The organism is Propionispora vibrioides (assembly GCF_900110485.1).
Lineage (GTDB): Bacteria > Bacillota > Negativicutes > Propionisporales > Propionisporaceae > Propionispora > Propionispora vibrioides.
Genome location: NZ_FODY01000007.1, coordinates 80,379 through 94,475 on the forward strand (window position 1 = coordinate 80,379; position 14,097 = coordinate 94,475).

The 14,097-nt window shown below is 49.8% G+C and carries 11 protein-coding genes and 1 riboswitch; of the genes, 3 read left to right on the forward strand and 8 right to left on the reverse strand.

From position 1 onward, the window contains the following. Positions 1-145 precede the first annotated feature (145 nt). Positions 146-910, forward strand: coding sequence for a DeoR/GlpR family DNA-binding transcription regulator (locus BMW43_RS07830; RefSeq protein ID WP_091745481.1), 765 nt, complete (start codon positions 146-148; stop codon positions 908-910). 71 nt (positions 911-981) lie between these two features. Here BMW43_RS07830 and BMW43_RS21700 read toward each other — a convergent pair whose 3' ends face one another. The 6 genes from BMW43_RS21700 to pgm form a co-directional block, all read right to left on the reverse strand. After that, positions 982-1,107, reverse strand: coding sequence for a hypothetical protein (locus BMW43_RS21700; RefSeq protein ID WP_281246119.1), 126 nt, complete (start codon positions 1,105-1,107; stop codon positions 982-984). A gap of 18 nt (positions 1,108-1,125) precedes the next feature. Further along, entirely contained in the window at positions 1,126-2,244 is a 1,119-nt protein-coding gene (locus BMW43_RS07835; RefSeq protein ID WP_091745482.1) for a GerAB/ArcD/ProY family transporter, read from the reverse strand. Positions 2,245-2,253: 9 nt separating this feature from the next. After that, on the reverse strand, positions 2,254-3,531 hold the full coding sequence (locus BMW43_RS07840; protein ID WP_177173504.1) for a Ger(x)C family spore germination protein: 1,278 nt from the start codon (positions 3,529-3,531) through the stop codon (positions 2,254-2,256). Positions 3,532-3,535: 4 nt separating this feature from the next. Beyond that, on the reverse strand, positions 3,536-5,248 hold the full coding sequence (locus tag BMW43_RS07845; protein WP_091745486.1) for a spore germination protein: 1,713 nt from the start codon (positions 5,246-5,248) through the stop codon (positions 3,536-3,538). Between the two features lie 394 nt (positions 5,249-5,642). Continuing rightward, positions 5,643-6,974 (reverse strand): hemolysin family protein, encoded by a 1,332-nt coding sequence (locus tag BMW43_RS07850; protein WP_245732268.1) that lies wholly within the window; start codon positions 6,972-6,974, stop codon positions 5,643-5,645. Positions 6,975-7,099: 125 nt separating this feature from the next. Next, positions 7,100-8,752, reverse strand: a complete 1,653-nt coding sequence (gene pgm, locus BMW43_RS07855) for a phosphoglucomutase (alpha-D-glucose-1,6-bisphosphate-dependent) (RefSeq protein WP_091745488.1) — start codon at positions 8,750-8,752, stop codon at positions 7,100-7,102. Between the two features lie 747 nt (positions 8,753-9,499). Here pgm and BMW43_RS07860 point away from each other — a divergent pair. Together BMW43_RS07860 and BMW43_RS07865 are read left to right on the forward strand one after the other, a co-directional pair. Beyond that, positions 9,500-10,006: a hypothetical protein gene (locus tag BMW43_RS07860; RefSeq protein ID WP_091745489.1), complete on the forward strand. Its 507-nt coding sequence runs from the start codon at positions 9,500-9,502 to the stop codon at positions 10,004-10,006. A gap of 193 nt (positions 10,007-10,199) precedes the next feature. Further along, the gene (locus BMW43_RS07865) at positions 10,200-10,958 is read left to right on the forward strand and encodes a class I SAM-dependent methyltransferase (RefSeq protein ID WP_091745491.1); all 759 of its coding nucleotides are present in this window, start codon (positions 10,200-10,202) and stop codon (positions 10,956-10,958) included. Between the two features lie 282 nt (positions 10,959-11,240). On the opposite strand, the gene BMW43_RS07870 is transcribed toward BMW43_RS07865, so the two are convergent. Next, a complete protein-coding gene (locus BMW43_RS07870) occupies positions 11,241-11,921 on the reverse strand; it encodes a TMEM165/GDT1 family protein (RefSeq protein WP_091745493.1) in 681 nt (226 codons plus the stop codon). Positions 11,922-12,354: 433 nt separating this feature from the next. After that, positions 12,355-13,770 (reverse strand): amino acid permease, encoded by a 1,416-nt coding sequence (locus BMW43_RS07875; protein WP_091745495.1) that lies wholly within the window; start codon positions 13,768-13,770, stop codon positions 12,355-12,357. Positions 13,771-13,904: 134 nt separating this feature from the next. After that, a riboswitch (Lysine riboswitch) is annotated at positions 13,905-14,083 on the reverse strand. Between the last annotated feature and the right edge of the window lie 14 nt (positions 14,084-14,097).

The following is a 14,097-nucleotide window of genomic DNA, read 5'->3' on the forward strand; positions in this document are numbered from 1 at the left end:
TATATTTTGTTATTATTCAATAATTTTTTTATAATGTTTTAAGGATTATTGAAAACATATTTTCATATTATCATTTTTTTGTTACAATTTAACCTAGAGCTATTTTTCATTCTATATGTTAAATATCTAGAAAGCGGGGATAGGTATGCTTCCTTTGGAGCGGAGAACAAAAATTTTGGAAGTTTTATATAAACAAAAAAAAATCACTACCAACGAGTTGGAACAATTGCTTGGCGTTTCAGCCTGCACCATCCGTAACGATTTGCGCAAACTCGAGGAGGACGGACTGGTGGAGCGTTCTCACGGCGGTGCCGTCATCCCCCAAAGCATTCAGCAGAACTTCAGCTTTTCCAAACGGCAGTTGATCAACAAACATGAAAAAGACATCATTTGCCGCAAAGCGCTGGATTTTATCCGCAACGGCAACTGTATCATCATCGACGCCAGTTCCACCTGCCTGACGCTGGCCAAGCATCTGCACGACTTCGAACGACTGATGGTGGTAACCAACGGAATCTACACCGCCTTGGAACTAAAGGACAATCCCAACATCAACCTGATTCTGACCGGCGGCATCGTCCGGCCCAAATCGGGTTCCCTCGAAGGTCTGCTGGCCAAAAATTTGATTAATCAAATCAACGCCGACGTCATCTTCGTATCCGCCCAGGGTTTTACGCTGGAGGAAGGCTTGACCGACTTCAATCTGCATGAATGCGAACTGAAAAAACTGATGATTTCCAAAGCCAAAAAAGTGGTTGCGCTTCTCGATTACCTGAAAATCGACCGGAACTCAAGCGCCAGCTTCGCCCGCGCAACCCAAGTCGATGTTATCATTACCGACGCCAAAGCTCCGCAGAGCTGTATCGAAAAATACCGGCAAGCCGGTATTGAGGTCGTTATCTGCGAATAACCGCTCGCTTTTTATAAAACAGGACAAAAGCCGCTGTCAAAAATGACAACGGCTTTTGTCCTGTTTTCGTTTTACTTTTTTCCTCTTATCCAGACAACAACAGAAAATATGACTGCCAGGGCAAAAAGAAACAACGGCATCAGCCAGGGATAATCCAGCATCACATGAGACTGCCAGGGATATAAATATTTTTCCATTTACCCCGCCTCCATCAACTATTTTCCCGAAGCCTGACTTTCCGTATTTTTTGTCCCCAGGAGTTTCCTACCCCAGGCTACAACGAGCAGGATCGCCGGCAGCACCAGAAATAGCGGCACCCATAAGTTGTAGGGCAATATCTTTAGACCGGTTTCAATATGATCCAACACACTGGCTGCCATCTTCAGCCCCAAGTACAGCACCACAGTGGTCGCGGGAAGAATAAAAATCCGGCTGTTCTGTACCCTGGTAAGCTTTTGCATGGCATAAATCGCCGCAAAGATATGAATGGAAATTTTGAAAAACGTGGTCGTCAAAAAGTACATAACCCCCAGCGCATCCAGATTTTGAATAAAATCCGCCACATTGATCTGTTGAATCAGCACATACAGCGGATAAATACTGCGGGAAAAAGTAGCCTCACTCAATACCGAGACCGCCACCGCATCAAGCAGTGCGATAAATAAACCGGTCACCATCGTGGCCAACAGCGTAGTGCGCACAATCTTATCCTGCCTTTTCACCAGAGGCCAGATCATGGTAAAATCTATGGTTTCCCCAAAGGACTGGGTTACCCCCAGCGGCCAGGCGGCCGCCCATATTCTGTCCCAGCCCTTGCCGGCTACCGGCAGTAACCGCTCGGTCTGGACAATGTCCGAACCGACAATCAACACCAATTCCACGATAAACAGCATGATGAGCACCGGGAGCCAAATTTCACCCAACCGGGCCAACGTTTCAATCCCGCAAAATAAAACATAGGCTACCATGATCATAAAAACCCCCAGTACCACCCAGTGGGGCGTCAACGGCAATATGGTAGTGGGAATCAAGTCCCGGACATCACCTAAACCACGGCCGGCGTCATAAAGCAAAAGAAGCGGATACATCCAGGCAATGGGCGTCCCCAGCCAACGGCCAAATTGCCGGGGATACCACTCTACCAGAGTCAAGCCGGGATGCAGCTTCATAAGCGCCAGATACAGCCCGATGGTCATGGCGCCAAGCACGGTAGAAATACTGGCGGCCAGCCAGGCATCTCTTCCCGCCGCTGAGGAAAACCCGAAAATAATAGTTGTACCAGTCTGAAACAGCATGGTAAGCACAAATAACTGATAAGTTGATATTCGTTCCATAGCTCCCTCTTATTTTACAAACTCTGATTCTTCCCTAGTCAACGATTTGGTTACAAAGCCGACCCGCGGGATTCGTACGTTAAGCGCCACCGGAATATCAAGCTCCGGAAACAGCTCATCCCAGGTGTCTTTGTAAGCATGAAGCCACTCCTTGGGATATTTCCGGTACAGCGCGGTGCCGAAGCCGACCGTGTCACTGCGGAATTGTTTCTGGATCAGGAAAAGCGCCCGTTCCACCCTTTTTTGTATCATATCTCCTACGGCGTCTTCAATATACACGATGGATTTCGGGTCACTTAGATCCATTTTCGAGGAACTTTCATATACGACTGCCTGCGTGATAATCGTCAGACTCATATGCAGCGTTTCTCCCTCGATTTGCGGCTTAAATTTCGCCTTAGCCTCCTTTAAGCGGACACTAATTTTGCCGCCCCCCTTGTCTTCCGGAATTGCCACGGTAATAACGCCTTGCTCCATCTCATCCCGCAGCCAAATCAGACCTCTGGCTTCTGCGTCATTCATCCAGCCGACTAGCTTATCCTTGTGAAAAATGGCAGCCCCTCGAATGGAAAGCGTTTTCTTCGGCTTTTTTTTGTTTTCCTGGCCGCTTTCCTGACTCTTTTCTTGGTCCTTTTTCTGACCGTTTTCCTCGCCTTTTTCTTCGTCCTTCTTTTTATGCTCCATAACCAGCGGCACCATCTCAAGCCGGCCGGCAACAGGGTTAGTGCCCTCCTCGGTCAGCATGGCGATAAAATCCTTAAGGTCAATCCGGACGCTGATCCCCATTTCCCCTTCCTCATGAATCAGTTCCGACACCGTTCTTTCTATGCCGGGATCGCCGGCCATGAGTTCAGCGATGTCATCCTGGGTAACCAGGACATGGGCCCGCAGGTTGGACTGGCGGTAACGGGAAAAAAAATCCAGAGCTTCATTAACGCCTGAGCGGGCCAGCCGCTCGCCAATGACAATAAACCGGACGTGGGAAAACATGATTTCTCTGGACGATTTCTCCTGCAAACGCCGGAAAGCATCCATAATGGTTTTGCCGTATTCCGACATAACAATGGTCGGCGCCCTGTCACCGCCATCACCTCCCCCACCGCCGCCGGCCGACGGAAACAGCCTGGGCGCCGGTATCAGCAGGGTAAGGCAGATATGGCCGTCCTCCAGCTTATCCACACCGACAGCGGTAACAATGGCCAAATCATTAATCTCCATCCGGTCCCAGCAGCCGGTCAGCCACAGCGTATTGATGACAATCAGCAAACAAACAGCCAGTTTCTTCACTTTGTCACCTCTGTTTCCGTTTTTTCTTCGGTCTGTCCGGCGGCGCAACAGGCCTCAAATCAGCTTTCATCCGCCGGGAATCCAGGCTGCCGGTAAAACCGGGGCGGGTAAGCATATCCCACCAGGGTGCGCGGATAAAGACATCCTTCAAGCTGCTCAGTTCCAGCGGAGCAACAGGTGACAAGTAAGGAACGCCGAAGGAGCGCAGGCTGGCCATATGAATCAAGATGGCCAGAAACCCCATAAATACCCCATAAAGCCCCAACGTGGCAGCCAGGATCATCAATACGAAACGCAATACCCTGATGGCAATGGCCTGATTGAAACGGGGCACGGTAAAAGAAGCAATCCCGGTAATGGAGACGGTGATAACCATGGGTGCCGAGACAATCCCTGCCTGAATAGCAGCCTGACCGATAACCAGGGCACCGACAATGCTCACCGTCTGTCCTACCGGCCGGGGCAGGCGGACGCCGGCCTCCCGCAAACCCTCGAAGAAAATTTCCATAATCATGGCCTCCACAAAAGCCGGAAAAGGAATATTCTCCCGGGAGGCGGCCATGGAAAACAGTAACGTCGTCGGAATCATGCCCTGATGAAAGGTCGACACGGCAATATACAGCGCCGGCAACAGCAAAGCGACAAACAGAAAGGCATAACGAACCAGCCGGATCAGGCTGGACCCAATAAACCGTTCATAGTAGTCATCCGGGGCCTGTATCATCTGGAAGAAAGATTGTGGGGCAATCAAGGCAAACGGCGTGTTATCCACCATAATTCCCACCTGCCCTTCCAGCAGGCAGCTAACCAGCTTGTCCGGCCGCTCGGTATAGGAAAGCTGCGGGAAAATGGAAAACGGATTATCTTCAATCAATTCCTCGATATTTCCACTTTCCAAAATGGCATCCACATCAATGGAATTGATTCTTTTTTCTACTTCGGCAAGCAGTGCCGGATTGGTAATTCCCTCCAAATAAGTAATTACCACATTGGTTTGGGATAAACGGCCGACCTGCAGCATTTTCATTTTTAACCGGGGCGTCTTCAATCGCCGCCGGATCATGCTGGTATTGGTGCGCAACGTTTCAATAAAGGCTTCCTGCGGTCCTCTGATCGCCGGTTCCACCGTAGGCTCACTGACGCTTCGTTTTTCCCATTTTTTTATACTGATGACCAGAGCCGCCTCACTGCCGTCAATCAAGAGCGCGGCATCACCGCTCAGAATTCCGGTCAGGATTTCCTGCAACGTGCCTACCTGAACAACCTGGGCCGAAGAAATGACCTGCTGTTCCAGAAAATTGCCGATAGTCTCCTCCGTCCTTTCGTCGGACAAAGGAATTTGCTGCCGGTAATACAGTAACGGTTTCACTATATTCTCGTTAAGCAGCTTATTGTCAATCAGACCTTCCACAAAAACAAGCAGGGCCTGCCGGGTATTGCCTATTTTGAAGTTGCGGAATACAATATCGGAACAATCGGCCAGCACAGACCGCACCAATGGTTCAACCGCTCCGATATCCGGGGCAAGCCGCTGGTTGCCGGTTATATGGCGGCGAAACGTTAGCAGCATGGTTTCCAGCTCGCCGGCCGTGCGCTTTGCCGTTTCAAGCGTCCGGTACAGATTCTGCAAAGCCTGTATGGATCGGGGGCGATCGGCACCAGACAAAGACTCCGACAGTTTTTTTATATGAATATCCTTCGCGCGTCTTCCTGCCAAGACTCCCCCTCCTTCCAAACAGACTGACCGGCCAGACAGTCTGCCTGCAGAGCTGCCACCGGTTATAGTATTAGGCCGTTTATGCTTTTTTAGTCTACCGGCCGGGAAAGTTTCCGGGAAACAGTACAGCGCTGGCAACGGCGGCCATGATTCCCGTCCGGTTTCCGGGCTAGGTAACCACTGATTAAATGAACCTGTCGGGCTGGCGAGAGATTCTTTTGTCTGCAAGGAAGTAAAACCGCAGGAATAGCGGCCCCTATTTCAAGGTTTTGCTGACGCAGCCAGGCGGAAAAAGCTCCGTCAGGACGCGTAGCGTGAATTAATCAGTGGTTACCTGAGGAATCGGCAGGAATATAAAAAACAGCCTGATCCTCGGTTAAGGACCAGGCTGTTTTTATACCGCTTTGTCGGTGGCCGGTAAGTCCGGCTGCTCTAGCTTCCGGATAAGTATCCGGTTAATCCGTACGTGATCAACTTCTTCAATCATAAATTGGTAAGGCTCAGCTACAAGGGTCTGGCCCACCTGTGGCGGCATTTCCACCTGCGAATACACCCAGCCACCAATGGTATCCACATCATCCGATGCCAGGTTACTGTCCAGCACATGATTGACTTCTTCCAGCAGCAGCCTACCGTCCACGGAATAACTGCCGTCTTCACGCAGTTCGACCGTCGATCGTTCTTCATCAAATTCATCCTGAATTTCGCCGACAATCTCCTCCAGGATATCCTCGACGGTAACCAGACCGGCTGTGCCGCCATATTCATCAACGACCAGCGCAATCTGCGACCGGGTCCGCTGCAGCAGTTTTAAAAGTTCACTAATCGGCATGAATTCAGGAATAGCCGTAATCTCCCGGACCAATTCCCGGATGGCCGGTTTTTCTCCTCTGGCGACGGCGGCCAGCAAATCCTTACTATGAACAAACCCGATGATGGTGTCCTTATCCGGATCGCACACCGGGTAACGGGTAAGCTTTTCCTCCAGGGCTGTTTCCAGGTTTTCCTCAAAGGTGTCCTGGGCATAGAGGCAAACCATATCGGTTCGCGGGATCATGACTTCCCGGGCGTTGCGTTCGGCAAATTCAAAAATATTATCTACAAAGGTGAGTTCCGTCATGTTTATATAACCCTGCTTATGGCTTTCCTCCATAAGAATACGGATTTCTTCCTCGGTATGCGCGGCCTCGTGTTCACTGGCCATTTCCATGCCCGCCAATTTAAGAATTTGATTGGCCACCGTATTCAACACCCAAATAAAGGGATACATCACCCGGTAGAAACCAATCAGGGGAACCGATGTCCATAAAGTGACGGCTTCCGCCTTTTGGATGGCCAGCGATTTAGGCGCCAGCTCACCAAGCACAATATGGAGGGCTGTAATAATGGAAAAGGCAATCGTAAACGCTACGGTATGAACCACCTGGAGCGAAAAACCGGCTCCCAGCATGACCGGTTCCAGCAAGCCGGCAACAGCCGGTTCACCAATCCAGCCCAGCCCCAGAGAAGCCAGAGTAATTCCGAGCTGGCAGGCGGATAAATAGGCGTCCAGATGTTCAATCAAATTCTTGGCAAACCTGGCACGCGTATTTCCCGCCTGCAGCAGCGTCTCAATCCGGGTGCTCCGCACCTTGACCATGGCAAATTCCGCGGCAACAAAAAAACCATTCAGCATAACAAGCAGCATAACTAAAAACAAATTTAACAATATAGACGCAGGGTCCAACAACTCCCTATCTCTCTTCTGTCAGATGAAATAATTCTGTCACAAACATTTCTCTCTATTTTTATTTCATCTTTCACGACAGCGAGGAGAATAGGTTCACCTCCTTTAATATTCCGAATTTTTTATCATACACCGGCCGCCGCAAAAGTATCGGCCACAATCTGCCGGGCTTCGTCCTGTATTTCCCGCAGATGATCTTTTCCTTTAAAGCTTTCGGCATAAATTTTATAGACATCTTCCGTACCGGAAGGACGGGCCGCAAACCAGCCGTTTTCCGTACATACCTTAAGTCCGCCGATCGCAGCCTGATTGCTGGGGGCTTTGGTCAACTTGGCCGTGATGGTCTCACCAGCCAGTTGATCGGCTCTCACCTGTTCCGGCGACAGCTTGGCTAATACCGCCTTCTGGGCGGTGTTGGCCGGAGCATCAACCCGGGCATATACAGGTTCACCAAACTTGTCGGTCAAACTCCGATAATATTCACCGGGGTCCCGGCCGGTTTTCGCCGTAATTTCCGCGGCCAGCAGACAAAGAATCATGCCGTCCTTGTCGGTTGTCCAAACCGTGCCGTCCTTACGCAGGAAGGAAGCGCCGGCGCTTTCCTCGCCGCCAAAGCCAAACGAACCATCTACCAGACCGGCAACAAACCACTTGAAGCCGACCGGCACCTCGCATAGCTTACGACCTAAGCTCTCCGCCACCCGGTCAATCATCGACGAGCTGACCAGCGTTTTGCCGATGGCAGCATCCTTCCGCCAGCCGCTGCGGTTTTGGAACAGATACGAAATAGCCACTGCCAGGTAATGATTGGGGTTCATCAAACCCACACTGGGCGTTACAATACCATGCCGGTCAAAGTCAGGATCATTGCCGAATGCCAGATCGTATTTGTTCTTTAGTCCGATTAGCCCGGCCATGGCATAAGGCGACGAGCAGTCCATCCTGATTTTGCCGTCACTGTCGACATTCATAAAACTAAAGGTCGGGTCCGGGTAGTCATTCAGTACATCAATATTCAGACCGTACCGTTCGGCAATAGGTCCCCAATAGCCAAGTCCCGCTCCGCCCAGAGCATCGGCCCCCAGTTTCAGGCCGGTAGCCCGGATGGCTTCCATATCGATAATCTGAGCCAAATCATTTACATAAGGTGTAATAAAATCATGCTCTTGAACCGACTCCATCTGCTTGGCCCGTTCATAGGGCAGGCGTTTCACCTCTTTGTTGCCGTTTTGCAAAAAGCCGTTGGCCTTATCGGCAATCCACTTGGTAATGGAAGTATCGGCCGGCCCACCATCGGGTGGGTTATACTTAATACCGCCGTTATCAGGCGGATTGTGAGACGGCGTAATGACAACCCCATCGGCCAAGCCGTCACGGCGGCCCCGGTTATAGGTTAAAATAGCATGGGAAATGCCGGGTGTAGGCGTATAGTTCATGTCCTTGGCCATTCTGGTCTCCACACCATTGGCGGCCAGCACCTCAATAGCCGAGATAAAGGCCGGCTCAGACAATGCATGGGTATCAAAGCCGATAAACAAAGGCCCGGTTATGTTTTTTTCCCGCCGGTAACAGCAAATAGCCTGCGTAATGGCATAAATATGGTCCTCATTGAACGTACCTTTAAGCGAGCTGCCGCGATGGCCCGATGTGCCGAAGGCTACCTGCTGGGCCGGGTCGCCGGCATCGGGATGATTCACATAATACGCGCTGATTAAACGGGGAATATTATCCAACAAACTTTTCGGTGCTTTTTTACCTGCTAACGAATGAACAGACATGATCAAATACACCTCCATACAGACTTTTCAATCTATTTTCAGCTTGTCGGACGGCCAGACCCGTGCCGGCACAGCAAGCAAGAAACGCCAACATGAATAAATCAGTAATTTTCTACCTTGACCGGTAAATCTTACTAAGATTTTCTACCACCAGGCAGGAAATTCCTGCTGCCGGTTGCAAACCGGCAAAGTCGTTTTATTATTTTCCAGAATATGTTATATTATTATCAACAGGATACCAGCAGGAAGGAATATACTTCCATTAGTGCTCTACCACCTTGAAAGCAGAAATTGCTGACGGTTAAAATTTCGTCATCCGTCGTTGTCGTCAGTCGGCATACTGGCGAATGCCTCCTTCCTCCGCCTCGACTGACAAAATTTTATCTCGCCATCATCTTCCAGCTTCAAAGTTGGCAGAACACTAGGTAACCGCTGATTAAATGAACCTGTCGGCCTGGCGAGAGATTTTTCCGTCAGTTAAGGAAGTAAAACCACAGGAATAGCGGCCCCTATTTCAAGGTTTTGCTGACGCAGCCAGGCAGAAAAAGATCCGTCAGGACGCGCAGCGTGAATTAATCAGTGGTTACCTAACTTGAGATTCTCGGCAAATTCCGTTATGATAATAGCATTCCTACTTTTATTCCGATTGAAACCATAAAGAATTCACCGGTGTAGCTATCAGCCTGCTGCCATAGACGCGATGTAAACTGCAGCCTGGGCACACCGCTGTTTTCCGGAGGAGGAACTATGCTGCCCCATGTAAAATCGTTTGCTGTCGGTGCCCTGCTAACTTTAGCACTAGTTTCAGGCCTTTGGGGGCTGCAGCAGCGGGAAACCGCCGGACCATCGGTCCAGCCGCCTGCTGTTGAAACGACGCCGTCCCAGGTCGCCACTCCCAATATTATGACTGTTACCCCGCTGCCGACCTTGCGGGTCCTCTACGGCCAGTCAGTGCCGTTTGAGGGGAGCGCCGCCTTTCCCCAGGCCATTGCCAGCCGCTTTGCCCAAAACCTGCACATTGTAAGTTTTCAGGCCACCGGCGAACATGCCGAAAAATCCCTGATTAAAATTGTCTGGGAAAATGGTCAGACCGATACCGTTTCCCCCGGCACTACCAATCTGGTCTTTCCGCCCGGCCGGCGGGCAGTCGAAATCACCGTAACCGGCTACAGTATGCACGAACGGAAACTGTTTAAGGACAGCCGCCGCCCCGGCACCCTGTCCTGGGAAATCCAATACGAAGCAGGCGAATAATCTTCAGAAAAATTTCGTCACCTTATCTCTGCCCTGCCATAGCAGGGTATTTCTTTTTAACAAACCAAGCCTTTGAAATATTCATAACAATCAACGCAAAATACCGGCCCTTCAACGCCCAGTATCATGCTTACCATTCTTTATCCGGAGTATTATGTACTATTTATAGTAAATAATTTGGGGAGGTAGAAAAATGAAATGGAATAGTAATCTATATGATAATAAACATTCTTTTGTAGCTGAATATGGTAAAGCGATGATTGATTTTGTAAATACGCAAAAAGGACAAAAAATATTAGATGTAGGATGCGGCACAGGGATATTGACAAATGAGCTGGCGAAAAATGGCGCAGCTGTTATTGGAACGGATTCATCAAAAGATATGATTGATGCGGCAAAATCCAATTATCCCCACTTAATTTTTCAGGTACAAGACGCAACCAATCTGCCTTATAAAAACGAATTTGATACAGTTTTTTCAAATGCAGTTTTTCATTGGATCCAGAATCAGGAAAAGTTGTTGCATTCAATTCATAATTCTTTAGGAAATAACGGGATGTTGATTTGTGAATTTGGAGCAAAAAATAACATAAGTCAAATTCAAACTGCATTTGAGGAGGCAGCCGGGCAAAAACGGTATATTTATTGTTCACCGTTCTTTTTTCCTTCAAAAGAAGAATATAAATTATTATTAGAACAGGCTGGGTTTGAAGTAAAACACATCATTGAATACGATAGGCCAACACCACTCGCTGATGGTGAAAAGGGACTGTACAATTGGATTTGCCAATTTTTTGCGGGTGATTTGCTGAATTTCTCAAATGAAGAAAAAGAAGAAATATTATTGGAAACAGAAAGACTTTGCAGAAACAGTATCTGGAAAAGCGGACAATGGATAGCTGATTACAGGCGTATTCAAGTTATTGCGGTTAGAAAAGTTAAGAAAGAATGAGGCTTCTCCAAGTTATAAAAGCGTGACAGCCGCTAAATTGCAGCAACCCAGGCAGCGACAGCCAGCGCGCTACAGGCCGGTGACCGTGAAATCAGCAGCGTGCTTTATGCGTTTGGCAAACGATCTGGCGGAATACATAATCAAAGAAACGCAAGCCTGTGCACCTGTATGGTGCACAGCTTGCGTTTTCTTATAAGGGAAACCAAAGCGTTGAATAGTGGCAACCAACACGCCTATCCTGCCTCACTATTCCCTCAAACTTTACAATCAGTTTCTTTCCCCTTAACGTCCGGACGATTCCCGCATACAGCAAGGAGGTTCCACCTTTTTCTCCATGCGTGCAGCCAAATAGGTCAGAATCACCAGGACGCCGATACAGCCTGCTATCGCGGGCCAGGAAAGAAACTGTTCCGGCAGCGACTGGTACAAACCAAACAGACCGAATAAGTAAAAAATCATAGCGGCACACCACTTAACTACCCGTTCGGGAATACGTTGTCCCATTACACAGCCAACCATGATGCCCAGCCCGTCGGCAATCATCATGCCTGTCGTAGTCCCCAGCCAAACCGGCAGCGCGTGGTTGAACTGTGCCGCCAGGGCTACTGTCGCCAGTTGGGTTTTGTCCCCCATTTCTGCCAGGAAAAAGGCGATCACCACTGTCCAAAAGGGATTGTACCGGCAGGATTTATCCTCGCCGGACAGTTCATCGCCCCGGATGGTCCACAGGCCGAATAAAATGAATGAAGCCGCCGCCGCGATTTGCACATATTGCAGCGGAATAAATTCCGTCAAATAGCTGCCCACCACTACCGCCAACAGGTGATTAACCAGGGTGGCCACAAAAATCCCCCACAACACGGTCTGCCAGCGGTATTTCGCGGCAAACGCCATAGCCAGCAATTGAGTCTTGTCCCCCATTTCCGCCAGAACAACAAAGACCAGCGAAGTCAAAAAAGCCATTACGATCTCCCCTTTTCCTGTGATCAGCAGGACTGGTCTCCGGTCCGACCGAAGCTCTCGTCCTTATTTATCCGATGACTAACCCGCTCTAAGACTCCCGCTCTACAAGCGGGAGTCTTAGAGCGGGTTAGTCCCTGGATAATTTCGGCTACAACTCAGGCGGCGTCCAAACGCCGTCTGAATTAAGTCTCCATTTATCCGATCAGAAAGACTGTCCCTTCCGATCATACAAAAAACGAGACCTTTAGTATGACACTAGGCCATACTAAAGGTCTCGCTAATTGACGGTAAGCCAACAAACAGAGCCAGACGGGAAACCGCCAGTATGTTGACTCTGTTTCCAAGAGCTACTCCCCTTTAGAAACTATCTTATGATTTTTATATTCTATACCATAAACGGCTTCACGTCAACCGTTTTGCGGCAAAAGGCCTGTTATTCCGCAGCGGGAGCTACGGCAGCCCTTTTTTTCAGGAAAATTTCATGGAACAGGTAAATGGCTGCCAGCAATGGAAAGCCGGTATACAGCACGATACGCTGGGATTCGTCGAAGTACAGACTGATAATGACGACCATGTTCAGCCCGATGGCCAGCATCGGTACCAGCGGATAGCAGGGCGTCCGGAATACCAGTTCCTTCACCGAACCGCCTGCCGCCAGAAATTTCTTGCGGAAATTCATCTGGCACCAGCCAATAATAACCCAGATCAGGCAGCCGGTCAGGCCGGTACTGGCCATTAGCCACAGATAGACGGTGTCTGCCGCATATTCACTGGTCAGCAGCGACAGGCATGCCAGAATCAGCGTAGCAATAACGCCGTAAAAAGGAACACCGTTGCGGTTCAGTTGACCAAGAAAGCGGGGTGCCAGACCTTCCTGGGCCATTGACCACAATAACCGCGAACAGGCGTAAAGGGCGGAATTGCCGGCCGATAATGCCGAAGTAAGCACCACAAAGCTCATAATATCCTGAGCGATGGGAATGCCAATGCGTCCGAACACGTGAGCAAAGGGACTTTCCAATACGCCGGCTTCCTGCCAGGGAATCGTTCCGGCCAGAATAATCATCGCCAAAATGTAGAAAATCATAATCCTGTAGGTAATGCCGCGAATGACACGGGGCACGTTTTTGCCCGGTTCCTTGCATTCGCCTGCCGCAATGCCCACCAGTTCAGCTCCCTGAAAGGAGTAGGAAACGGCAATCATCGTCAGAAACACCGCCGAAAACCCATTGGGGAAAATACCGCCGCCGGTATTGAAATTGCTGAGTCCAATAGCCCCTTCATGACCGGTAAAACCGAACATCAGGCCGGCTCCGGCAACAATGAAAGTCACAATAGCGGCAACCTTGATGCCGGCAAACCAGAACTCAGCCTCGCCGTAGGCCTTGACGGAAATAACATTCAATAAAGCCAGTCCCAGTGCAAAAATGCCGCTCCACACCCAGGTGTCGACCTGGGGAAACCAGTTATGCATGATAATTCCGGCCGCCGTAAAATCGGCAGCAATGCAGACCGCCCAGTTAATCCAGTACAGCCAACCGGTGGTAAAGCCTACGCCAGGCGAAATAAACTGGGACGCATAGCTTTGAAACGAGCCGGAAACCGGCATAGCCACCGAAAGCTCCGCCAGACAGAGCAGCACCATATACATAACAAAGCCGCCAAACAAATATCCGATGATGGCACCAGCCGGGCCGGCCTGGCTGATCGTCTGTCCCGAACCTAAAAACAAGCCGGTGCCGATCGTCCCGCCAATGGAAATCATCATCAAATGGCGCGATTTCATCTCCCGCTTTAGTTCCGGTTTGGCCGGGCAAAGCTCTTTCAAAATATCTTCCTGCTTATACATATAATACCTCCTAGTCTTAATGACCTGCAGCCTACCCGCCATAACCGATTCCTTCCGCTCACACACAAAAAAAAACGGTCGTGAGCCATCTCACAACCGTACGATTACCGCATAAACCAGCGCAGTAAAACTTTCTGTGAGATAGCGCTTCATCCAATGGTGGGAAACCCGGATGACAGTGTTGTATTTATTCAATACAACCCCAGCAGCCGCCCTGGCCAGGGCACGGCCGCTTCGGCGGGTATTCCTCCCCTGCAGTTTATCGCCAGCCAGCTCACTGCAGTTTCATAATCCCCGCACCTCTATCTGATCACCGTATTAAACTAA

Coding starts and splice junctions, on each gene's coding strand:
- BMW43_RS07870 (WP_091745493.1), bottom strand. CDS start 11,921: ATGGCTTTTTTGACTTCGCTGGTCTTTGTTGTTCTGGCGGAAATGGGG.
- pgm (WP_091745488.1), bottom strand. CDS start 8,752: ATGTCTGTTCATTCGTTAGCAGGTAAAAAAGCACCGAAAAGTTTGTTG.
- BMW43_RS21700 (WP_281246119.1), bottom strand. CDS start 1,107: ATGGAAAAATATTTATATCCCTGGCAGTCTCATGTGATGCTGGATTAT.
- BMW43_RS07830 (WP_091745481.1), top strand. CDS start 146: ATGCTTCCTTTGGAGCGGAGAACAAAAATTTTGGAAGTTTTATATAAA.
- BMW43_RS07860 (WP_091745489.1), top strand. CDS start 9,500: ATGCTGCCCCATGTAAAATCGTTTGCTGTCGGTGCCCTGCTAACTTTA.
- BMW43_RS07865 (WP_091745491.1), top strand. CDS start 10,200: ATGAAATGGAATAGTAATCTATATGATAATAAACATTCTTTTGTAGCT.
- BMW43_RS07875 (WP_091745495.1), bottom strand. CDS start 13,770: ATGTATAAGCAGGAAGATATTTTGAAAGAGCTTTGCCCGGCCAAACCG.
- BMW43_RS07835 (WP_091745482.1), bottom strand. CDS start 2,244: ATGGAACGAATATCAACTTATCAGTTATTTGTGCTTACCATGCTGTTT.